This is a genomic window from Intestinimonas sp. MSJ-38 (genome assembly GCF_018917925.1).
Lineage (GTDB): Bacteria > Bacillota > Clostridia > Oscillospirales > Butyricicoccaceae > Pseudobutyricicoccus.
In genome coordinates, this window is record NZ_JAHLPO010000002.1 from 122,569 (window position 1) to 144,657 (window position 22,089).

At 54.3% G+C, this 22,089-nt stretch carries 26 protein-coding genes and 1 tRNA gene; 1 reads left to right on the forward strand and 26 read right to left on the reverse strand.

What is annotated here, in order from left to right; all coding sequences use genetic code 11:
• Positions 1 to 27 precede the first annotated feature (27 nt).
• Entirely contained in the window at positions 28 to 294 is a 267-nt protein-coding gene (locus KQI26_RS01855; RefSeq protein WP_216502954.1) for a hypothetical protein, read from the reverse strand.
• A 146-nt stretch (positions 295 to 440) separates the two neighbouring features.
• Here KQI26_RS01855 and KQI26_RS01860 point away from each other — a divergent pair, with 146 nt between their 5' ends.
• On the forward strand, positions 441 to 650 hold the full coding sequence (locus KQI26_RS01860) for a hypothetical protein (protein ID WP_216503071.1): 210 nt from the start codon (positions 441 to 443) through the stop codon (positions 648 to 650).
• A gap of 1 nt (position 651) precedes the next feature.
• On the opposite strand, the gene KQI26_RS01865 is transcribed toward KQI26_RS01860, so the two are convergent.
• The 25 genes from KQI26_RS01865 to KQI26_RS01985 all read right to left on the reverse strand — a co-directional run bounded on the left by KQI26_RS01865 (position 652) and on the right by KQI26_RS01985 (position 21,982).
• Entirely contained in the window at positions 652 to 1,155 is a 504-nt protein-coding gene (locus KQI26_RS01865; protein ID WP_371744054.1) for a gamma-glutamylcyclotransferase family protein, read from the reverse strand.
• Position 1,156: 1 nt separating this feature from the next.
• On the reverse strand, positions 1,157 to 1,405 hold the full coding sequence (locus KQI26_RS01870) for a hypothetical protein (protein ID WP_216502956.1): 249 nt from the start codon (positions 1,403 to 1,405) through the stop codon (positions 1,157 to 1,159).
• A complete protein-coding gene (locus tag KQI26_RS01875) occupies positions 1,389 to 1,622 on the reverse strand; it encodes a hypothetical protein (protein ID WP_216502959.1) in 234 nt (77 codons plus the stop codon). Before KQI26_RS01875 ends, KQI26_RS01870 begins: the two co-directional genes overlap by 17 nt.
• On the reverse strand, positions 1,598 to 2,590 hold the full coding sequence (locus KQI26_RS01880; RefSeq protein WP_216502961.1) for a tyrosine-type recombinase/integrase: 993 nt from the start codon (positions 2,588 to 2,590) through the stop codon (positions 1,598 to 1,600). Before KQI26_RS01880 ends, KQI26_RS01875 begins: the two co-directional genes overlap by 25 nt.
• Positions 2,587 to 3,576 (reverse strand): tyrosine-type recombinase/integrase, encoded by a 990-nt coding sequence (locus tag KQI26_RS01885; protein ID WP_216502962.1) that lies wholly within the window; start codon positions 3,574 to 3,576, stop codon positions 2,587 to 2,589. The genes KQI26_RS01880 and KQI26_RS01885 overlap by 4 nt, the downstream gene beginning before the upstream one ends.
• Positions 3,573 to 4,802 (reverse strand): tyrosine-type recombinase/integrase, encoded by a 1,230-nt coding sequence (locus KQI26_RS01890; RefSeq protein WP_216502964.1) that lies wholly within the window; start codon positions 4,800 to 4,802, stop codon positions 3,573 to 3,575. Before KQI26_RS01890 ends, KQI26_RS01885 begins: the two co-directional genes overlap by 4 nt.
• Positions 4,803 to 4,846: 44 nt before the next feature.
• Positions 4,847 to 5,797: an amidoligase family protein gene (locus KQI26_RS01895; protein ID WP_216502966.1), complete on the reverse strand. Its 951-nt coding sequence runs from the start codon at positions 5,795 to 5,797 to the stop codon at positions 4,847 to 4,849.
• On the reverse strand, positions 5,794 to 7,029 hold the full coding sequence (dcm, locus tag KQI26_RS01900; protein WP_216502967.1) for a DNA (cytosine-5-)-methyltransferase: 1,236 nt from the start codon (positions 7,027 to 7,029) through the stop codon (positions 5,794 to 5,796). Before dcm ends, KQI26_RS01895 begins: the two co-directional genes overlap by 4 nt.
• 14 nt (positions 7,030 to 7,043) lie before the next feature.
• Positions 7,044 to 7,340, reverse strand: coding sequence for a hypothetical protein (locus KQI26_RS01905; RefSeq protein WP_253292613.1), 297 nt, complete (start codon positions 7,338 to 7,340; stop codon positions 7,044 to 7,046).
• Complete coding sequence (locus tag KQI26_RS01910) at positions 7,330 to 8,256, reverse strand: ParM/StbA family protein (protein WP_216502968.1); 927 nt, start codon at positions 8,254 to 8,256, stop codon at positions 7,330 to 7,332. Before KQI26_RS01910 ends, KQI26_RS01905 begins: the two co-directional genes overlap by 11 nt.
• Positions 8,253 to 8,942, reverse strand: coding sequence for a DUF4240 domain-containing protein (locus KQI26_RS01915; protein WP_216502970.1), 690 nt, complete (start codon positions 8,940 to 8,942; stop codon positions 8,253 to 8,255). Before KQI26_RS01915 ends, KQI26_RS01910 begins: the two co-directional genes overlap by 4 nt.
• Positions 8,932 to 9,327: a hypothetical protein gene (locus tag KQI26_RS01920; protein WP_216502971.1), complete on the reverse strand. Its 396-nt coding sequence runs from the start codon at positions 9,325 to 9,327 to the stop codon at positions 8,932 to 8,934. Before KQI26_RS01920 ends, KQI26_RS01915 begins: the two co-directional genes overlap by 11 nt.
• A complete protein-coding gene (locus KQI26_RS01925; RefSeq protein ID WP_216502972.1) occupies positions 9,314 to 9,742 on the reverse strand; it encodes a synapsin-1 (Synapsin I) in 429 nt (142 codons plus the stop codon). Before KQI26_RS01925 ends, KQI26_RS01920 begins: the two co-directional genes overlap by 14 nt.
• Positions 9,693 to 10,643 carry a hypothetical protein gene (locus KQI26_RS01930; protein WP_253292614.1) on the reverse strand — a complete coding sequence of 317 codons (951 nt, stop codon included), beginning with the start codon at positions 10,641 to 10,643 and terminating at the stop codon, positions 9,693 to 9,695. Before KQI26_RS01930 ends, KQI26_RS01925 begins: the two co-directional genes overlap by 50 nt.
• Positions 10,643 to 11,017: a single-stranded DNA-binding protein gene (locus KQI26_RS01935; RefSeq protein WP_216502974.1), complete on the reverse strand. Its 375-nt coding sequence runs from the start codon at positions 11,015 to 11,017 to the stop codon at positions 10,643 to 10,645. The genes KQI26_RS01930 and KQI26_RS01935 overlap by 1 nt, the downstream gene beginning before the upstream one ends.
• Before the next feature lie 96 nt (positions 11,018 to 11,113).
• Positions 11,114 to 16,027: a SpaA isopeptide-forming pilin-related protein gene (locus KQI26_RS01940; RefSeq protein WP_371744055.1), complete on the reverse strand. Its 4,914-nt coding sequence runs from the start codon at positions 16,025 to 16,027 to the stop codon at positions 11,114 to 11,116.
• Positions 16,028 to 16,042: 15 nt separating this feature from the next.
• Positions 16,043 to 16,810 (reverse strand): class D sortase, encoded by a 768-nt coding sequence (locus KQI26_RS01945; RefSeq protein ID WP_216503074.1) that lies wholly within the window; start codon positions 16,808 to 16,810, stop codon positions 16,043 to 16,045.
• A 2-nt stretch (positions 16,811 to 16,812) separates the two neighbouring features.
• Complete coding sequence (locus KQI26_RS01950) at positions 16,813 to 17,724, reverse strand: hypothetical protein (protein WP_216502976.1); 912 nt, start codon at positions 17,722 to 17,724, stop codon at positions 16,813 to 16,815.
• 48 nt (positions 17,725 to 17,772) lie between these two features.
• On the reverse strand, positions 17,773 to 18,696 hold the full coding sequence (locus tag KQI26_RS01955) for a toprim domain-containing protein (protein WP_253292615.1): 924 nt from the start codon (positions 18,694 to 18,696) through the stop codon (positions 17,773 to 17,775).
• Between the two features lie 117 nt (positions 18,697 to 18,813).
• Positions 18,814 to 19,047, reverse strand: coding sequence for a hypothetical protein (locus KQI26_RS15225; RefSeq protein ID WP_253292616.1), 234 nt, complete (start codon positions 19,045 to 19,047; stop codon positions 18,814 to 18,816).
• Positions 19,048 to 19,270: 223 nt separating this feature from the next.
• A tRNA-Leu gene (locus tag KQI26_RS01965) sits at positions 19,271 to 19,357 on the reverse strand.
• A 73-nt stretch (positions 19,358 to 19,430) separates the two neighbouring features.
• Positions 19,431 to 19,817, reverse strand: coding sequence for a thioesterase family protein (locus KQI26_RS01970; protein WP_216502977.1), 387 nt, complete (start codon positions 19,815 to 19,817; stop codon positions 19,431 to 19,433).
• Positions 19,818 to 20,170: 353 nt separating this feature from the next.
• Complete coding sequence (spoVAE, locus tag KQI26_RS01975) at positions 20,171 to 20,527, reverse strand: stage V sporulation protein AE (RefSeq protein ID WP_216502978.1); 357 nt, start codon at positions 20,525 to 20,527, stop codon at positions 20,171 to 20,173.
• Positions 20,515 to 21,531, reverse strand: coding sequence for a stage V sporulation protein AD (spoVAD, locus tag KQI26_RS01980; protein ID WP_118746316.1), 1,017 nt, complete (start codon positions 21,529 to 21,531; stop codon positions 20,515 to 20,517). The genes spoVAE and spoVAD overlap by 13 nt, the downstream gene beginning before the upstream one ends.
• Before the next feature lie 13 nt (positions 21,532 to 21,544).
• Positions 21,545 to 21,982, reverse strand: coding sequence for a SpoVA/SpoVAEb family sporulation membrane protein (locus tag KQI26_RS01985; RefSeq protein WP_216502980.1), 438 nt, complete (start codon positions 21,980 to 21,982; stop codon positions 21,545 to 21,547).
• Between the last annotated feature and the right edge of the window lie 107 nt (positions 21,983 to 22,089).

A 22,089-nucleotide genomic window follows, 5' to 3' on the forward strand; every position in this document is an offset into this window, starting at 1 on the left:
CACTGCCGTTGCCGCAAATGGTGATTCTTATTCTTTTTTGGATGCCAGTGTCCGGGTCTTCAGCAGGGCATTCTCCAACGCCCGATGATCTTCATGCTCCGGCCACCATTGGGGGCGCAAGAATCCCAGCGCCGCAGCCGCCCATTCATAATCGGCCCGTTCCAGTGCGCCGCCCAGCAGTCCCTGCCGGAATTTCCGGTGCCGTTCCCGCACCGCCGGGTCCACGCTGTCCCGGTCCAGATACAGTTCCAGAAAGCCGCCGATGACAGCGGCTTCCTCCATCGTGTAAAACATATCCGCCCCCCTTTCACAAACAGGGGTTATTGTAACACAGACCGTGGAAAATGAACACCTCTTTTTTCACTCCGACTGTCTGTTGCGCGGATACCGCGCCTGTGATACACTGTGCTCACGAACAAAAATATGAGGAGGCGGCTGTGATGATATGGTTTTGGGAGCTTTCATGGATGTGGAAGATGCTTGGCGCCTCGTTACTGGTTTCCGCGGTATGCGTCGCCGCGGCCGCGCTGATCGGCAAGGCGGCAAAAATCCGCCCCGGCAAAAAGGTTTTCTTGCTCGTTGGAATCTTGGCCTTTGTGATCTCTATTCTGGTGATCTTCTTTCTTGCACAGACGCCGGCGCTGCTCTGAGTTACCGCTCCGGCCCTCTGTTTCGCTCAGGCGCTCGCTTTGGCTTGTCAATCCTGCCGCTCCACACCTCGTCAATGGTCCTGCTCCACGCAGCCTGTAATGACTCCACCGGCAGGCCGTTGGCTTCAAAGCCTCGCTGGATCACGCGGTAATAATACGGGGACGGCAGTGCAGGCTGGCGGCAATAAGGCTCTGCCATGATATAAACCATGACTGGGATCTCTGCACCGGCCGCGTCTTTAACAGTCACGGTTTCTTTCGTGTAGTGGCGGGGATACCCCTCATACCGATCCAGAGACTGTTCACAGTTTGGCGTGATCTTCCACACCAGTCCGTGGACAGTACTGCCTTTTTTCGGTGCAACGGTAGCGAAGCCGCTGCCGCGGAAGCGCAGTTCGTAGTTTTCCAGCCTGACCGGCCCCACGATCTCGGCGTCCGGACAGCGCTGCGCCATCTGCTCCAGATCAAGGTTGCTGCCGTAGGCAAAATACAGGTTTTCCTCCACGTCACACCTCCAGCATCGTCAGAGCGCCAAAGCGATCCAGATGACGGAGCAGGGCTGCCGCCTGCGTTTCCACATCGCCATCCGGCAGCGGGCAGTCCATTCCTGTGGTGCGGATGACATTGTTCTGTACAAACCAGATGTAGGTCTCCACATCCGGGAACTCTGTGGGATCAAAGCTGAGATCCCGAAGCTGTTCCATGATCCCGGCTGCGGTCCCTTCGTACACGGTATCTTCAATTTGAATCTTCAAAGGCTTCACCTCTCCATTTCTCTGGATTTTTTCTTCTTTTTATTGGCTTCATAAGTATCCTTGTCATAGCGCCATGCCCGATTATGGAAAGCTTTTCATAATCGGGCTTATCGCTATCCATATAAAATGAAAAGGAAGCAGGAACTCTCCCGGTAAACAAGAGAAGTCCCCGCAAATTTCTTTTCATAATATTTAAGGACTCAGCGATTTCAGCCAATCCATCAGTTTGCTGTCGGATTGCCATGTACCTGTCTCTGGAACAGGGGTTGGATATGCCTGCTCCAATGCCTTTCGCTTCATCTCGGTGTCAGCACGAGCATATATTTCCGTAGTCTTAATGTCGACATGGCCTAAGATATCACGAATATAGACGATATTGACACCGGATTGAAGAAGGTGCATGGCTTTTGTATGCCGCAAAATATGCGGTGTGATTTTTTCGTGGCCATCAGGCGCATACTTTTGCAAAATATAAGTAATTCCTGCGCGTGTAAAAGATTTCCCTTGCGAATTCAAAAGTAGCCGTTGAGTTCGTCTTTCTGGGCTGGATAAGTTTTGCCTTTGAACATAAGTTTTCAGCAGATCCGCCGTTTTTGTTGAAAGTGGGACCTCCCTGGATTTGTTTCCCTTCCCTGTAAGTTGTACACGCGCATACCGTCCAAAGTGTATGTCTCCAACAGTCAGATCCAGCAGTTCGGATACCCTTGCCCCTGTATCATAGAGCAAGCAGAGTATAAGCAGATCTCGAAAACCTTTTTCAGTAGAAGGCTCTGGTTTTTCCAACATTTCCTTGATTTCCTCATATGAAAGATACTGTAGGACTGGCGTTGGACATTTTTTCATGGGGATCTGGAGGATTCTCTCACAGCTGTAAATATAGCGCGAATTTTCTCTGCGAACAAACTTGAAAAAGGCTTTTATGGCAGACAATCGTTGGTTTCGTGTTGAGGCGGAATTCCCCTGTTTCTCACAAAGCCAGTTTAGGTATCCCTCAATTAAGTCGGGTGACAGGGCCTCAATCGTAATTTTGCGAACAGGCAATCCGCATACTTCCTCACAATACAGAAGCAAACGGGAAAAAGCTGTTTCATAGGAAGCGAGTGTATTGTCACTGACTCCGCGTTGGCATGGTAAGTAGGAGAGCAAATATTTGCTGAGTAAAGACGCAAAATCTGTAGTTCTCACAACTCCACCTGCTTTCCAGGAAAAACATCAAAATTAGCTTCCATTGCAGAAACGATATGAGGAAATGCCTCTGCGGTCAAACGCAGATACTGCTGTGTCGAGGAGAGTCCTACATGACCCATGTACGCGGACAAATACGGAAGTTTAGCATTTAGATCCTCGCCAGCCTCAGCCCACTTCTGCAAACAATGAACCGCGAAAGTGTGACGTAAGTCATGGATTCTCGGACCTTTTCCTTTCCCACCGTAAGATATCCCTGCATAGTGAAGCGTCTGCCGCCATGCATAGTGAATTGTGTGTGAAACGTAGTGTTCGCCCTTTGGTGTCTGAAAAAATGCTGTTTCGTCTTTTCTATGATGCCCCACACTTGAAACATATTTGGAGCAGCAATATGTTAGCGATTCAGACATTGGAACCAGGCGTTCTTTGCCAAATTTGCTGTTTCGTATATGTAGGACACCTTGCTCCAAATTGACATCCGCAATAACAAGATTCAATGCTTCTGAAACCCGCAGACCGCAGCCATAAAGCATTCGGAACAGCAAACTCATCACATAAACGCGCTGCGGAGAAATCGGTGTGTATGGAAGTCCATCTGCGGCTGCAAATAAGCGTACAATCTCACTATGGCTAAAAATATATGGTACAAAGTTGGATTGAACCCTTCGGATATCCCTGTCAACATATGCGTCTATGCCAGTTTTCTCTAAGTGCTGCATGAATCGCCGGATCTCTGTGGCACGGTAATAATGGTTGCGAGGACTTTCATTGATATCCTTTTCATTCCAGCGCTCAACCGCGCTTTTGGAGGCATGATCCAATGGTTCTCCGTTTGCAAGACACATTCGTAGAAAGCGGAGCAGCATACCCATCGGTTTCTGAACCTGCACCCCGACACTTTCCTTTTCCACCAAATATTCATGGCATCTTTCGGACAAAGCATTTTGGAATCCAGCCTTTTCGCAAAATTCAGCCAATCCAATCATAGCAATACCTCCACATCCAATGCACAGTCTCGAAGATGGGTTACATCGACCTGCAAATACTTTTTTACTGTATCGGTTGAGGTATGGCCTAAAATGTTTGCAATGGTTGAAATAGGAATGTTTTCCTCCATGAGTCTCGTTGCCAAGGTGTGCCGCAGCGAGTGCATACCCTGCTTGCGCTTGGATAAATTAATCTTTGCCATCTGCGCATAGCGAACAATGATGCCGCTCAGAGAAGACGTATCTGAAAAAGCCATGATGGGAGTCCGCCCTGTCAAAAAAACGTTCTGTATATCAGTTTTGGGCCGTCCATATTTTAAGTAATCAATGATTGCCCAGCCAACATCATCAGGCAGCGGCAAATCGACACGCTTTTGCGTTTTGGATTGTACAAAAGACAGTCTGCTATTCTCCCAATCTATATCCCCAAGGCACAACGCACGGATATCCCCGACACGAAGTCCAAGTTTTGTTACAAGCAGCAGAATTGCATAATCTCTTTTCCCCATAGGATTTGCCCGATCCACCGCAGATAGCAGCTTATCTACATCTTCATGTTCCCACACAGATGGCAGAGGATTTTTGTGCAACGATCGTTTTGCCGGCATATTGCGGGAATAATCTTCGCTCACATATCCGTTATGAAACAGGAACTGCAAGAAAAGGCTTATCGTGCGCCTGTGGTGCTCTACCGCATCATCGCTTAATGTAATAATTGTGCCCAAGAATCCAACTACTGTTTTATAAGAGATCTCAGAAATGGCAATCTTGTTTGAGTGCAGGTAGTTGAAAAATTTACGCAGATCTGCTTGCCACCTGTATACAGTGGCCTCTGAAGTGCCTTTGCTCCGGCAATCATCTCCAAATTTATCACTCAGATATTGGAATTCTGGCGTGAGTTGGAGGTTTCCCTTTAACCGTCTGGCACGGAAAAATGAGCCATGTGTATGAAAGTCATTCAGCAGTGCAATTGTTCTCCATGCATATTGCGTGGTACATGGCAGCTCGTGGACAAGGCGTCCGTCGAACTCAACAGGATAATGCTTTTCAAGAAATTGCTTTCCTACATAGGAAGAATAGCATTCGATTCCCAGGTCTGCTCCAAATGTGAGCAGTCGTTTTGTTACTGTCCTAAAATTTGAAAGCCGGGATTCACTATACCCGGCTGCGACCAACGCCTGATCAAAGGCAGCGGTCAGTTCCTGCATTGACTTCGTGTTGTCCATGTAGATGCCTCCAAAAATTATTATGCAAAGAATGCACTCTAATTTTACCTGCTATCTCTTACTTTGGACAGATTCCTTTTCATTTTATATGGATAGCGATAAGCCCGATTACCCTCCAGATTGGCCAGCAGATGATTGCGGGTATTCTTGAACTCGTCACCGTTGAGTCCCAACCGCACCAACCAGACGCGGAAGGTAAACAGTTCGTTGTCGCTATGGGTTTTCCGCATAACGGTGCTGCGCTGGCTAATGGCTTGAGCAGACATGGCAAGGCATAAATTCACATAGGCCGCGACCTTTCCGGCATGGAGCGTCGAGTTGAAACAACGCCACTCAACGGTTCCTCTATAAAACACAGAATGCAGATTCAGGGCATAATAGCGGGTCCAGTTATAGTGGTCTGCGCTGCCGTTATCCCCCTCATACCAGATATTCTCCAACTGCGTCAGATCCCTTGTCTCATCCGACGAGAGCCTGCGTGCCTGCTTCAGCATGGGTTCCCGCACCTTCTGACACCAGCGGGACGCCCGGCTTTCATTGACCTGCAGCGCTTTGAACAGGATATCCTCCTTGGAGTACATGATGCTGATGAGGTTTTTCAGACTCTGCCGGTTATGATTGGCTGCGTCCACATGGACATGGATGCCGCAGGAGCTGTTGGCCTTGGCTCCTGCGTGGCGTACCTGCCGGACACATTCCTGCAGCTTGGGCAGTTCCGCATAGGTAAGCTTTGGCGTTACCATCTCCACGCGGTATCTGTAGTCACCTGTTGCACGATAGCCGCTGCCGATCTTCTGCTCCCCGTGGATGCTGGAGTCACTCATGACCGTCCACTCTTTGCCGTCCCGATCCGTCACACACCATTTATCGTAAGCGCCGCCCACATAGCGGGCGTCCGTTGCAAAATACGCGGCCAGCGCTGTTGCCGCCTGCTCACGAGTGATGCCGGTCATCTCTACTTCAACGCCGAAGTATTGATCCTTCATTCCGATCATGCCGCGGCCCCTGCTTTCAATTCCTCGTCCACTGCCTGGATACGCTTGGCAATCGCCTCAATTACATTGACGGTGACACTGTTGCCCGCCTGCTTATAGGCCTGGGCATCGGACTGGATGGCGAGGATGCGGTCGATCTGCCATTCCTCAAAGCCCTGGAGCCGCAGGCACTCACGGGGCATGAGACGGCGGATGCGCCCGCCGTTTTCCACGATCCCTTGGATACAGCTGGTTTCCAATGTATGGGCAATATCACGCCCAACGCGCCCGCGGCGGGTGTTGCTGCCCGCGTAGCCCAAGTCTACCGTATCGCCGGGTTGAGCCTCCTTGTACCCCTTCTTGGTCGCCTCCTTGATGAGCAGGACACCGGAGCGCTCGCCTTTACGGTTGGACAGTGTGGTCTGTCCATACCGGGCGGTGAGACAGCGGGCAGCGTCCGTTTGCTTTGGATGCCCGCTGCAAAGGTCTACCAGCACAGCGTTTTGTGTTTGGTTCCGGTTGATTCCTCTGAAATCGCTGGCGTTCAGCGGAATTGCTGTATCCCGCTTTCCGACGATCCCATCTTTCCGGTTAAAGCCCACCAGGTATAATCCGGTCTTCCCGCCCATGCCGCCTGCACTGGCAGTCTGGGTGCAGGCTACTCCGTCCGCGTCATAGATCCGGGAGCCTTGCGGCCCTCCAAGGACTTGTACAAGAGCTTTTCCACCTGTGCCGAAGACAGGTAATATTTTTCCGGCGCATCGGGGATCAAGATATCCGATAAGGAACAGCCTTCGTCTTGATTGCGGGACTCCGAAACATTTGCTGTTAAGCACAGTCCATTCGACATGATACCCCAGGTCATCCAATGCGGAGAGGATGACCGAAAAGGTTTTCCCTTTGTCATGCGATAAAAGGCCGGGAACATTTTCAAGCAGCAGATACGCAGGTCGTTTGGCTTGAGCCAGTCGGGCGATCTCAAAGAAGAGAGTGCCTCTGGCGTCGGCAAAGCCCCGTCTGCGGCCAGCCTGAGAAAATGCCTGGCAAGGGAATCCTCCGCAGATAAGGTCGAAGTCCGGCAGGTCTGCGGGATCGAGTTTGGTTGCATCGGGATAGTATCGTTCCTCCTTTCCCGGTTCGTAGATCGCTTGGTAACTGGCATTGGCGTGCTTGTCGATCTCGCAGTGTCCAACACACTGGAAACCGCCCGCGCGGGTCAATCCGGATCGGAAGCCGCCAATGCCGGCAAACATATCAAAGTATCGGATCAGATCGTATCATCTCCTTCCTGCAGCGCCGCAAGAAAGCCAAGGACATCGTCATCGACATCCCCGGTCTGCGGCGCTGCTTGTGCGATTTGGATCTGGCTGCCCTGCAATTCCTGACGGATGACCTGCCGCACAGCCTCCAGCAGTTCCCGCTGCTCTCTGTGTTCGCAGATCATGCGGCACACAGCGGCGGAACGCTGCCCGGCGGGGATATCCATCAGCTTTTTCCATGCCCTTTGTTGGACAGGGGAGGTCATAGAGAAGGACAGATTCAGCCGTTTTTTGTTACTGCTCATACTTTTGCGCCATTTGTTCCGTCAGTCGTTCATATCCTTTGGCGTTCAAAGACACATCATCCAAAATGATAGGACGGCACAGGCCGTCCGCAGCGGAGACATACTGCTTGAGCAGAGCCGCACCACCACCCAGAAATACAGCGGGCATAGCTCGGACATCCAGGCCGCTCTCCGCGATGGCAGAGAGCAGGTGCTTGGTGTAGTGCTCCGCCTCCTGACGGATGATCTTTTTCGCATCCTCATCCATGCGGCTGGCATCGGCTCGAAGAACGCTCTCGATCTGCGCCGCTGTCATAGACAGGCCGAGGCTGCGGCGGATCTGTTCGCTGATCTCATCCAAACAGCGGATCATCCCAAGCTCCATACTGCGGCAGGTGGCAGCGTTGGGAATACGATCATCCAGCCGCATGAGATCCACCGTCCAGCCGCCGATGTCCGCAACGATGATGGACGGCTCGTCCAGCAGTCCGTTCTGCGTCAGCACGGCGGCGTAACCCTGCGGGAACAGAGACACTTTGGAGATTGTGACGGCATAGTCCTGTCCTTCATAGCGGAAGGACACCGGTTTTCCGCCCCGGCACAAGTAGTCCTGGAACGCTTTCTTATCCCTGCCGAAGCTGGTGAGCGGCAATCCGGCTGCCAGATGGATGTCCGCTGCCGTTCCGGCATTGCGGTATGCCAGTTCCTTTGCGATGGCGGCCAGCGTAAGAAGGTAGTAATCCTCCGTCTGTGTCTTATTCTTTTGGATCGGCTGGCGTCCGCTGCCCACCACATAATATTTACCGCCGTATTCCAACACATCGTTCAGCGTATATGGCTCATGCTCATAGGCCACCAACCCGGTCGGAAAGGAAAAATGCGCGGTTTTCATGGCAGCGTAGCCATGATCCACACCGATGATGATAGATTCGCTCATCTGGCCTCACCTCCGCGACGATGCTGTTTCTTTTTGGGGGCCATCTGTTGCTGGTCATACGCCTTTCCGGCACGGATGAGATCCCGCATTTCCTTTTGCTGCACATTCCAGCGCGTTTTTCCATCCCAGCCCGGATGCGCCGCGCAGAGCCGTGGCAGGTACTGTTTCAGCTCCGGTCCCTCTCTTGGGAATTCTATACCGCCTTTGTAGACGATATCCTGTTCCAGTTCTGCCAGCAGCGTTTCATACCTTGCCCGATCCGTCTGATCATAGGCGCTTTTGCCGGTGAGCTGCTCATAGGCTTGATCTCCTACATAACTGAGCGTCTCAAAGCAGCAGTCCCCGTAGGGGATGACCTCCGCGAGAGAGTCCGGGTCTGCCAGCGCCGACAGATAGACCTCCTTGCCTTGGGCAATGAGCCAGGCGCGAAAGTCGATAAAGCCGTCATCGCTGCAGCCATATTCCTTCATGACCCCGGCGGCGTCCCACAGTCCAAACTTGTCCGCAAGGTCTTCATAGGCATTGAGGGTGTCGTGGAAGTTCTGAGCCTGCTCCGGTCCCATAGATACCAGACGGTCTTTCAGGAAGTCCATCATAGCGTCCATATCCTGTCCGCAGGTCTCCTTTGCACTCTGGATCAGCTTCCAGAAGGTATCTTTGTTGATCTCGGTGATGTTATCGTTCATGTCCCACCTCTTTCACTTCTTTTTCCTTTGTTTTCAGGAGATGCCCCAACCCCATGCGCCCCAGTGCGTCCTTGTAGATTGCTTCACGAAACGCGCGGTATTCCGGTGTAGTGGTGTCCACTTTGCCGAGGATGGCCCGTTCATAGGTGGTGCCGGGGACGATCTCCCATGTGACGGCATCGAAATGAGCTGCTTCCAGATAGCGCAGAAGGGTATGTCCGTCCGCTACCTCAAACGCGCCCCGGTTATCTTCATAAGGGAAAGCGTCATAGGGCTGGAAGCCAGTGATCCGCTGCGCGGCGTGATACAGCCGAAAGCCATCCTCATCCAGCTGTGCTGCGAATTTACAGTAGATATCCGCCGCTGACAATTCACGCCGCTTCATCCGAGGTCTCCTTTCTCACCCAAGAAGCGAAGCGTTCCAAGAAGCGAACACGCTTGCGCACCTTTCCGGCAGACACATCCAGTCCGTTCATCTGCGCCTGGATGCGGTGCCGAATGGCCTTCAGCTTCTGCGGATCGTTGCAGCAGTCCACGATGACATACTCGCCGCCGCTGGCGGCCAGCACCTCACGCTTGCCGGTCTCATCCCGAATGGTGGACATGAGACGCTGGCCCAGCCGCTTCCGATAGGCGTCCTGAAGCGCATCAATATCTCCGCAGATATCATGCTTTTTCAAGATTTCCGCGATCTCACCGGAAGTGATTTTCGTTTCGGCAGACAGCTTTTGCAAAATCTCCGTCTGCGCGTCAGGCGGGATTCCCGTCCGGCTGGGCATCGTTTTCCTCACTTTCTGCATCGACACACCTCCAATCCGCAGGCAGGATCTTCTGCTCGATGATATCGGCAATGGCGGCGAACACCTTGGCGATCTCACGGGACTCCTTCACGGTGTCCTGGAGTTCTTCCAGCGTCATGCGGGTACCTTCCGTCCAGCAGCGGACATCTTCCTCGGCGGCAGTCAGAAGAGAAGCCTTTTCGTATGCCTTGCAGAAAGTGTTTGCAACTTTGCCCCTGCGGTCGATCTCCGCATTTTGCTGTTTGAGATCCTTCTTCGCCTTTTCATATTCCAGCAGCTCCGCGGCAGCCTGTTCCCGCTGATCCTCCGGTACATCCTGAAGCTGGCGGGTCAGGTCATAGCCCTTGTTGATGGACAGTTCCTTTTTGTCCAGCGCCTCCTTGATGGAGTCCGGGGCATTCTCATCGATCTGCATGACCTTGCCCATGGTACGCTCGCCCAGACCGACCGCTTCGGCCAGCTCTTTGCGAGTATCTACCGCGTCAGAACTTTCCGGCAATGTTGCCGAAAGGTCTGTGCGGGTCCCCTGATTTGCTCTGGCCTTGGCTTCGATCTCTGGTTTTAGCTTCAGGGCAATCTTGCCCAGCTCCCACTTTTCCAGATTGCGGCGTCCCTTCTGGGTATCCAGCGCCCACTGCTTGGCCTCCAACAGATCCTCAAACGAGAAAACGGCCATCGTGTACGGCAGGCCATGCTTTTCACACAGCGCCTGACGGTTGTGCCCGTCGATGATGGCCATGTCCTCATTGACGATGATGGGAGAATAACAGCCATTGTTGACCAGATCCGTTTCCAGAGCGTCGAGCTGCTCCGCGCTCAAAGGCGGGAGCAGCTCGGCCATCTCCGGCAGGATCACAGGGATGCGTTCAGCGCTGGTATATGTGATCCCGGTATTTTTCATCAGGCAGCGACCTCGCGGACAGACTCATCTTCCAATTCCTGCGCCGTTTCCTCCACCTTGCGGGGAGAGAGGAACTCCACCTCGCTGGCTTTGATGAGGAAACCGGGCTGACGCTCCGGTTCGTCCTCAAAGGTGATGGTCTCGAAATCACCGAACGCCGCCAGCTTGCAGCCCTTCCAGGCAAACTCGGCGCAGCGCTCGGCCAGAGGGCCGCGCACCTTGATGGAGATAAAGTCGGTGAGCTTGTTGCCGTCCTTATCCTTATAGCGGCGGTCCGAGGCGATTCGCAGGATGGCGTAGGGCTTGCCGGTGGTCTCATTCATTTTCAGTTCCACATCGTTGGTCAGGTTACCAATGGCAGTGATCTTCAGCATAGTTCAGTTCTCCTTTTTTGTTTGATATGTTGTTGAATGGGATAGAAAAAGCGGCAGACGCTCCGCTTCGTGCGTCTGCCGCAGTTTTCATGTGAGTCAATAGCCCGTCTTGGGCAGTGTGGGAATGACAGGTTTTCCGTAGACCGTTGTGACCCAACGGCTGATGCCCTGTACCCAGGTGCCGCCATAAGTGCCGCCAACATCGGCTACATTGACGAAGGAACCTGCGGACAGCCCGGTCACCGCCTTGCAGTGAAGGTACGGTTTCTCTACCTGTGCGAAGCCTGCGGGTGCCTGTCCGAACACGAACATGATCTCTGTCACGCGCTCATTGGATGCCAGCTTCAGCGCCGTGGCCGATGCGGCAAGCGTATAGTTCTTTTGTGTAGACAGATTGTCGGCCAGTGTGCGGTGGCCGCCGCCGTTGACGCGGTAGACGATCTTATAAGTACCGGGTCTGTTGTAGGTGCCGGTCACTACGGTATCCAACCGCACCTGCGCCGGCAGCGTGTCGCGCCAGTAGAAATTGCTCAGGCTGACATTGGAGGTGTTGGCGATGCCGGAGAACGCATAACGCACCGGCTGTCCGGCCACGATCTCCTTCGGTCCTGTTTTTGTGATAGATACGCCGGTACTCAGGCTCTTGTCCTCCACCTCAAAGCGCAGGATCTGACCCTCGTATTCCAGATAGGCAGTCAGTTCCTTGTCATTGATACCATAATGATCCGGCGCCTTGATCTCTCGCACAAAGTAGCGGGACAGGGGCAGTTGCTTGGAAACAGCCAGTCCTCGGCTGTTAGAGCGAATGGTATCGACCACATTGCCTGCTTTGTCAGTGATCTCAAAGACTGCACCCTCCAGCAGTGTCCCGGCTGGCAGGCCGTTGGTGGGATTATAGTCGGCAGACTTTTTCACGATCTGGATCTGGCCTGTGATGGGCGTGTTCTTCCATGTGATCGTAGAAGTGCCGCCGTATTCCACATAGAAGGTTTTGACTGTGGTATCCAGCATATAGCCGTCCGCCGCCTGGATTTCCCGCACCAGATACTTTCCGTCCGTTAGCGTCTTGTCGATGTAGACATAGCCGTTCTGGTCGGAGGTGTACTGGCCGATGGGGTTGCCCTTGCTGTCCGAAACAAGGAAGGTCACGCCGTAAATGCCCTTGCCGGTCACGCTGTCGATCTTGTGGATGAGCATGGAGCTGGCCTGCGTGTTTTCAACGGTCAGCGAGGTCGTCTTTCCGGCTTTCACCTCAAAATTGTGGGGTGTCGTATCCAGCAGATAGCCTTTAGCCGCTTTAATCTCGGTGGCGGTGTACCAGCCGTCCGCAAGCTGCGGGAGCGTGATAATGCCGTTGCTGTCCGTGGTATAAGTGCCGATGCGCTCACCATTCATCTTGGCGATCTCAAACTGCACACCCTTGATGCGCTCACCGCTGTCCGCGTCCACCTTGATGATCTGGCCGCCGCCGATGGGCGTGTTGGTAAAGGTCAGCGTCTGTGTGTCGTTGCGGTCTACCTTTACAGTCTGCGAGGTGCTGTCCAGCACATAGCCGTCCGGCGCTTTGACCTCCGTTACCACATAAGTATCCGGTTTGAGATCCACCAGCTTGATCTGGCCATTGCTGTCCGTGGTGTAAATGCCATTAGAAGTGACCGTGCCGCCGTAGTTTCCGACAAACGAACCATCTGAGGTCGTGATCTTGAACTGCGCGCCGGGAAGCGGCTGCTTGGTCACGCTGTCGATCTTGTCGATGATAAGATCGCCGTGTTTGCCGTTGGAAAACTCTACTGTTACCACATCCTGCTCCTTACCGGAGAGATAGACGGTCTGCGGCGTGTCCTCGATCTCATAGCCTGTGGGGGCTTTCGTTTCCTCAACGACATAGGTTCCGGCCTTCAGCCCGGTGATCACGATGGTTCCATTGGCCGAGGTGGTGTATTCTCCGATGACCGTGCCGCCGGTGCCGGAGGTTCCGCCCAGATAGCGCACACGGAACTTTGCGCCTTGCAGCATGGTGCCGCTGTCTGCGTCCACCTTTTTGATGATGAGCGCTGAAAGGGGCGTGTTTTCAAAGGTCAGCACTTTGCCGGTGCCTGCCTGAATAAAGCAGTCCTGCGTGGCCGGGTCTTTGATGGCGTAGCCCGCTGCCGGTTCCACTTCGGTCACACGATACCAGCCGTCGCGTAGCTTGGTGATATTGATTTGACCGTTTTCATCGGTGAAATAAGTGCCGAGGTCATTCAGTTCTCCAGTGAAGCTGTTGTTGCTGGCATAGGTGATGTGGAACTTTGCGCCCTTGATAGGGTCTTTCGTAATGCTGTCCACCTTGTCAATGGTTAGCGTAGGCTTGGGATAATTGCGGAAACGCACCGTACCCGTTTTATTGGGAACGAGGGTGATAGTCTGCGGTTCGCTGTCCAGCAGATAACCGTCCGGCACACCGGTTTCACGCACCACATACACGCCGGGGTCAAGGGCGGTGAGCAGAGCCTCACCGTTGGCGTCGGTCTTGACGGTGGTGAGCGTGCTGCTGTCTGCTTTGTTGACGGTGAAGGTCACACTGGCCAGCGGTGCGCCCGTCACAGCGTCAGTCTTTACGATTTTGAGGTTGGGCTTCTTCTCGTTATTCACCACCAGCGTGCTGTCCTTGCCGGGAAACAGCTCTGCATGGTATTCCGTGTCGTTCAGCACATAGCCGCTGGGCGCTGCGATCTCCTTGGCCGAGTACACGCCGGGTTCCAAATCAGAGATAGAGATGCGCCCGTTGGTGTCGGTCACACGGTCGAGGTAGTGACTGCCGTCCTCGATCTTTGCGATCCTAAAGGTTGCACCGGCGAGATAGCTGTCGTTCTCCGCGTCGTATTTCACCACGGACAGAATAGGCTTTTCCGTGTTGGTGAACACGAAACGAGCATTTTCTCCGGCGTTGATCTGGATAACGCGCTTGTCATCATCCATCAGATAACCATTCGGCGCGGTAATTTCCTCCACGGTATATGCACCCGGCTCCAGTGCGGTCAGGTCGATCTCGCCGTTCTTGTCGGTCACATATTCTTTGGAGAAAGTGCCGCCCACCAGAGAAATGCGGAACTTGACATTGGTCAGCGGCTCCATCGTGCGGCTGTCCACCTTGATGATGTGGATACCGGGCTTGACGGTGTTGAAGAAGGTCAGTGTTTTGATACCGCCGCCTGCGGTCAGCTCGATCTGCTGCGGCGTGCTGTCCAACACATAGCCTGCACTGGTGGAAACCTCTTTCACCAGATAGGTTCCCGGCTGGAGGTCGGTCAGGCGGATCTGTCCCATCTCGTCCGTGGAGAACGAGCCGATGAGGACAGTATCGCGGGTAACTTCAAAGGTCACATCGGGCAGGACTTCGTGGGTCTGCTCATCGTACTTGGTGATGATAAGACCCGGTTTGGCCTGATTTTTCAGCACAAAGCTGGTTTCCGTGCCGGAGGTCACATTGACAGTGTAGGTCTGGTCATCCTTGACATAGCCGCCGGGGGCAGACACCTCGCGCACCTGATATGCACCGGGCTTCAGCTTGTCGAAGTACACGCTGCCGCCGAGGTCGGTGGTGCCGGTCTGGGTGACGCCGCTTTCGATGTGCTTGATCTCCACAGTCGCACCAGCGAGAGAAGCGCCGCTGTCCGCGTCGATCTTGTCCACGCGCAGATTGCCGTAGGGGGCATTTTCAAAGGTGACAGTCGCGGTATTGCCGTAGTCCACGAAAACGGTCTTAGTGGTTTCCGTGCCCAGCAGGTGCCACTTGGGCGCCGCTTTCTCTGTAATGACATACTGGCCGGAGAGGGTCAGCGGAATAATGATCTTGCCGCTGGTATCCGTGACAAAGCTGCCGAGGACCGTCCCATCCGGTGCCTTTACCTCGAAAGTTGCGCCAGAAAGGGGCGTATTCGTTCCGGTTTCTACCTTTTTGATGATAAGGGTAGTTTCTGTGGATGTTTCTGGTTCGTCTGGGGTATCAGACGGCGTGGAAGAATAGCGGCTGAAGGTAGACTGGCGGATTTCCGTCGTAGGATCGGTGTCGCACATATAGCGCTGGAGGGTGCCATACTTGCTGGTTTCCGCGCATAGGGCATAGTAGATGGCATACTTGTAGACATTGGCGTGGAGCGACATCTGCACCGCGCCGGTCTGGTCGCTTACGCTGTCCTTGGGGTACAGCACCTTGAACTGACCGGCATAGCTGGCACCATTGGGCGAGGTCCTGATTTTAGTGATGTCGTTGTTGTTCATGTCTACGATGCGGGTGCCCTCCGGCACTTCATCGGGCATGGTGAAACCGATGTCGATGTCGTAATCGCATACCCATGTTTCCGAATCCGCCGTGAACACCTGCTGCAAGTATTCTTTGCCATCCACGGTGACGGGATAGGCGGAGTCCTTGTCCGCCGTTACGGTGATGGCAGGCTGCGGCACACGGTTCCACCAGATACCGCGCTTGTAGATGTCCTTTGCCGCCGCCAGCAGTTTTTCGCCGCGTTCCTTCTCTACGCCGGACAGGGACGGGTTGACCGTCAGCCGATCAATGCTCCAGCCGTCGATCAGATAGCACCAGAGCGCCATCTTCGTGGCGTAGTACGCCTGATACTTATTGTCCAGCTTAAGTTCAGACAGACCACGATGGGGGTAGCCATTGGCGATGATGCCGACGATCTTCGGGTCGTTGCTGGCCTCGTTTGCAATATACTTGATGCTTTGACCAGGACCAACGGTCTGGGGCACACCTTTGATCGTCGGGTTGATGCAGTAGGCGGGAATCTCCTTGATCGCGCCGCTGGCCGACTTGAAATTGAAGTAGGTATAGGACAGGGAACGGACAACGCCGTTCATGCTGAGATAGGACATTTTATAGCCGCCGTTGGTGATGTTCACCTCGCCCAGCGCACCGCCGATGGTGCTGCTGGCGGCAAAAGCGGAGATGGGGAACAACCCAAGCGCCATCACCAACACAAGGAACATGGAAATCAATCGTTTTTTCAAGGTCACACCTCCAATTTATTGTGCTGCCGCTCGGACCATCCATCGGTACGAGGGCTGATCCATGACGCAGGTGTACAGAGTAAGGCAGTTCTCATCAGAAGCACAGGTTCCGCTGGTATCGGTGTACAACACCTTGGAAACACTGCGGACCGTGTAGCTTCTGGTGCCGAGCTTCGTCGTATAGGTGATGATGTTTCCTGTTTTCAGCGTATGGATCTTGCCGAAATGATTGGCAACGCCTCGGTTATGCCCCGCAAGGCAGACATTTCCGTCCCATATGCTCGTTTCTGAGAAGTGTCCCGCCCCTTTCCGCAGTGCGGCACTGTCTGTGCCCTGGTAGACCTTGACATTCAGACCGATGGACGGAATGCTCAAAGTTCCCAGATGATCGCTGTTGTAGTAGAGGTTTGGCGTGACCGCCGTAAAGGATGTACCGGTCCAACGATCCGCAGTCGAGTCAACCGTCGGATAACTCACTTCGCTGCTATCCGTTTTGACTGAGCTGATCAGTCCGCCGGACATTGCGCCGGGGAGCAGGTTCGGCGTCAACGGCTCGCCGCTGCCCGGCAAATAGCTGGTGGCCGTTCCGAAAACGGGCGGGATCAGGGCGGTGTTTTTCCCGCGATCCACATTGTTCGATTCCTGCTCATACACAGTTCCTTCACTGGTGGGCGTGCCGAACAGATAGTCCTCCGGCGCTTCTACGGTGTATTCCAATGCGCTGGCCTGTCCAACACACAGAGTACAGAGAACCGCAGCCGCGATCAGGCCGCAAAATTTCATTTTCACGATTCGTCCCCCTTTCTTTTTTTCTTTTTGATCCGTGTTGCCGCTCCGCCGAGCATTGCCCCCAGCAGTGCCGCACCGCCAAGCACAATGGGCAGGCGGTGATCCGTTTCTTCCACCGGCTGTTCCGCTTCCAGAGGCATACTGTCAAAGATCGCTGTGTAAACGACAGTATCACAGCTTGTTTTTGTGACCCTGCCGGAGTAATCCGCAGTGACCGTGTAACCGGTCACATACTGACTGCTGCTTTCGCCGGTGTACTGTGCGGTAGCACAGTAGCGCACCACGGCTTCGTCTGCTTCGGTTTGGTAAGCGCTGTCCCACTGGACATCTGCCAGCGTGAGGGTATGGCCATTGTCCTGAATCGTCTTGGGGATCAGAGCTACATCGGCATCCAACAAATTGGGATAGGTGCGCGTCGCTGAGAGGGTGCGTTTCTTTGTACCATACCCGTCCGCAGTTACCTTGACGCTGGTATGGTCCAGTGTCAGAACTCCGGTATGACCATCCTCTGTGGTGACCTCTTTCTGCGCGTCCAGTCTCTGGAGGATCTGCTCCATCTCTTTGGTATCGCTGGACAGCTTGACCGTTTCGCTGTGTTCTTTCGTATCTACGCCGATCTTATCCTCTTTCGTCATGTCCAAAAGGTAATACCGTCTGCCGTCGCGCTCAAAGTCTGCGACAGGGAGTTTTTGCGGGTCATCCGAAACGCTCAGCTGGTAGGTCTTTCGGATCATGGGATTCCCGGCGTCATCTTCGGTCATTTCCACCGAGGTGGGATAATACGAAGACTTATTTTCGGTTTTGGTTGCTGGCTGCTGTGTGGGATCTGCTGCGAAAGCAGTGACAGTCAGCGCTGCCGTCAGCACGAGCACGAGCGCCGTGCTGCGAACAAATTTCCTCGGTCTCATCGTGTTTTCCTCCTTGTTGTTTTTTCCGGCTATTGTGGATCGATCGCGTCATCGCCCCCTTTCCAGCACTTTCCTTTTTTGCAGGTACTCGTTCCAGTCCTTCCCGCTGCGGGGCTTCTCCTGTGATATCTCATATCCCAGTTCCGCGTATTTTTTTCGGAGCTGTTCCGCCGTTTCTTGTCCTGGTGTATCCATATCCAAACAAAGAACGATCCGCCTGATCTGAGGATTGTTCCGAAGATAGGTTCGCAAGGCGCCATCATACAGCCCGCACAAGGCGACTGCATTGCAGCAGCTTCGGTGGAGGGTGTAATAACTCATAAGGTCGATAGGCGCTTCAAAGACTCGGACTTGGTCGGAAACAGGATCGCAAGGGATAGCGAAGCCAATGTCTTTGTCACTGCCGGATACATCTCCGCGAAACCCTTTCCCGTCGCGGTCATAGGTGCCGCGCAGACCTGCATATCTGGCTTGTCCGGTGTGATCTCTGCCAACAAAAACGCAGTTGTGATGGACTGCATCCTCATACAGTGATCCGCTGTTCATAAACTGACGGATCACCTGTGTGGCGATGCCGCGTTTGCGAAGATAAGCGAATACGCGGCGGTCATCGGCATTGCGCGGAGGCAATGCAAACTGCTCTGCCGGCTTGTCCTGCTTGGTGACTGGTTTTGTTTTGACGGGAGCGTCTCTGGGTCTGCCTTGAAAGGTCAGCAGGTACTCTACTGCCTCCGGAAAAGACTGGTTGCAGAAATGCTGTAGGAAAGTGATCGCGTCGCCGCCGATGCCTTGAGAGTAGCGGAACCAGGTGCGTCGATCCTTGATCCGCAAGCTGTCCATTTCTGCGGTGGTGTAGTACCTGCCGATGCGTTTGACCTGATAACCCAGATGGGTCAGCAGCTCCGGTAGGTCGGTTTCTCTGGCAGTCTGCATTTCTGTGTCTGTGAAGCGTCTTTTGATCTCGCTTGTCATTGTGATGCCCTCCTCTCTGGTGAAACGCAAAAAGCCACCCAGGGCATCCGAATATCTCGGATGCCCTGGGTGGCTTTTCCCTAAATCGTGTTCTTTTGTTTTGGCTTTTATGTGGGCTTACACGGCTTTATCTTCGTTGGGGGTGTCCGTGCCTGTGGGGACGGTCTCGTTGGCCACACAGGGCGCGACAGGGGCCTCAGTGTGGGTGTTCTGCTCCATGGCGTTCTCAGCGCCTGCGTGAGTAGGTTCGGCACGAAGTCCTGCTGGGTGAGCTTTCCCGGTGCGGAGCGTCTCGCGCTCCATGTGACGCTTGATGCGCTGGAAGAGTTCCTCGGAGATTTGGAATGCCATGGTTCTGCCTTTTTATTCTTTTTTGCAGCCTTGGGGTTCGAGTCGCACCAGTCCATAAAAGGGTTCCGATGCATCTCTGAAATGTCGCCTCTCGCGTGGAAAAACTGATTTTCCGGAAAAAGCGTTTTTTCGAACTTTTCTCTGCATGAAACGGCGTTAAATATGCAAAAACACCGCACTTTCGTGCGGTGTTTTCGGTGCTGCATCTTTCATCAACACATTCTGGTGCCGCTGACCGGGATCGAACCGGTACGGTCAAAAGACCGAGGGATTTTAAGTCCCTTGCGTCTGCCTGTTTCGCCACAGCGGCAGGAAGCGGAAACCAGGAATTAGTATAGCACGCCCCGCCCCTCTCCGTCAAGAATAGGGGGGAAAGACCCGCATCACAGGGCTTTTTGCCGGGATTTTGCCACAAATTTGTCCATGTCCACAATGAAGCGCTCATGGTCTCCCCGGCTGACTATCTCATGCTCGTCTTTCACTTCGATCTGAAAAACCAGGCGGCGGCCTTCCACTTCTTTCAGACGGCAAGAAGCGGTCACCGTCATTCCCACCGGTGTGGGGGCTTCATGGGTGATGTTGACGCCGGTGCCCACGGTGGTCTGTCCCGGCTCCAGATGATCCATCACACATTCATAGCAGGTGTTTTCGATGATGGCCAGCAGCACCGGTGTGGCCAGCACCGGAACCAGCCCGGAGCGCAGGGCGCCGGCCGTCATGTTTTCTTCCACTTTCACCTTTGTCTCATGGGTCAGTCCTGTTTTCAGCATGGTTTCGTCTCCTTTTCGTAGGCTGTAAAGAAAGTATAGCAAAAATCCCTTTTCCCCACAAGAAACAGACTGTCGAAAAACCTATATAACGAAAAGGGTCGTCCGCCCTACCCCTATAAATCCGCAAAAAGCCGCGACCTGTGCGTGGCTTTTTGCACTTCTCAAGGGCGGTGCGCCCCGCTGGTCCGGTGGCCGGACGGCCATACTTTCTTTGCCTTTCTGCATCGGACCTGCCCAGCGCGGGAGCGCAGTATGGGAGCGGAGGCACTCCGCCAGCCCCTTGCAAAAACTCGAAAAAGTGGCCTAAGCCACTTTTTCGACACGCTCAGAGGGGAGGGTTTCCCCTCAGACTGTTACGACCGGTCCCGGCTTTTGAAGATCAGCGCACCGATCAAGGAAAAAACCACGGCAGCGGCAATCCCGCCGGCTGTGGCGGTGAGACCGCCGGTAAAGACCCCCAGAAATCCTCGCTGGGCGATGGCTTCCTTCACTCCTTCGGCCATGGTGTAGCCAAAGCCCAGAAGGGGCACGGTGGCTCCGGTCCCGCCGAACTTCACCACCGGCTCATAAACACCAATGCCGGTAAGAATGACCCCCAGTACCACAAAGGTCACCAGAATCCGACCAGGGGTCAGCTTGGTCCGGTCGATGAGCACCTGGCTGATGGCGCAGATCACCCCGGCGGTGAGAAAGGCTCTTACATATTCCATTTTTCATCGGCCTCCAAACAAATAAGATGACAGATCCCAGGGATGCTCTGGCCCTGGTTGCAGGAAGTGGGACTCAAAAGAGCGCCGGTGCCGCAGAACAGCACCTTGCGGAAAATCCCCTGTTCCATGGCCTTGAGGATATAGGAGCAAAGCACCGCTGCCGAACAGCCGCAGCCTGAGCCGCCGGCGTGGACATCCTGGCTGCCGTCATAGAGCAAAAGGCCGCAGTCGTCATAGGTGGGGCGCATATCGATGCCGTCCCGCTGAAATAGGTCGATGACGATCTGATGCCCCACCTTCCCCAGATCCCCTGTGACGATGAGGTCATAATGGGAAGGTCCGGTGTGGGTGTCCTGGAAGAAGCGGCTGATGGTCTCGTAGGCCGACAGGGCCATAGCGGCACCCATGTTGGCCTGGCTGGTCACTCCTGGGTCGGCGATCCGGCCGGGAGTGGCGTGGGTAATGCGCACCCCCATGCCTCCCTTTTGCAGCACCACTGCCCCGGAAGCGGTAGCCGTCCACTGGGCTGTCTGGGGACGCTGGCCGCCGTATTCCAATGGATAGCGGTATTGCCGCTCGGCGGAACAGAAGTGGGAAGAAGTGATGGCACAGGCCGTCTGCTCAAATCCGCTTTCCACCAGGCAGGAGGCCACCAGCAACCCTTCTGCCATGGTGGAGCAGGCCCCGTACAGCCCCAAAAAGGGTACATTGGTAGGCCGCAGGGCAAAGGTGGTGCCGATGCACTGATTGAGCAGGTCCCCGCCCAAAATACATCCCAGCTGGGAAGGGGGCAGATGGGCTTTGGAGAGGGCCCGCTCCAGGGCCATGGACATCATCCGGCTCTCGGCCTTTTCCCAGGTTTGTTCTCCAAAGGTGTTGTCATCGCTGATATAGTCAAAATCCCGGGACAGAGGGCCTTCCCCCTCCTTTTTGCCCACCACCGAGGCATAGGCCAGTACCCGGGGCGGGTCCTGAAAGCAATAGGTGTTCCCTGTTTTTTTCATATTCCCACCCCCTTTATGCAAAAATATAATAGATCAGGCCGTAGATCACCGAGGCCGTCAGGCCGCAGGCCAGCACCGGCCCGGCGATGGTGAACATCTTGACGCAGGTGCCCAGCACCAGGCCTTCGGTTTTGTATTCCAGGGCCGGGGCGGCGATGGAATTGGCAAAGCCGGTGATGGGGACAATGGTGCCCGCTCCGGCGAATTTGGCGATTTTGGGATAGATGGCCAGATCGGTGAGCAGCACGCCCAAAAACACCAGAATGATGGAAAGAGATGCTCCGGCTGCCTTTTCATCCAGGCCCTGGCTCAGCAGGAAATTGCGGATGAATTGGGCCAGGGTGCAGATGGTGCCGCCTGTGAGAAAGGCCAGAAAGGCGTCTTTCAGCAAAGGCGAGGGCGGGGAGGCGTTTTGATAAAGCTTTTTATATTCTTGGTTGGTGATATCCATGAAAAAACCCTTTCTGCCGGCGCACCGGCTCGTTTTCTTGCCGGTAGTATATGCCGGAAAAGGGCAATGATACAAAAAAAGTGGCCGTTGGCCACTTTTTTGATGGT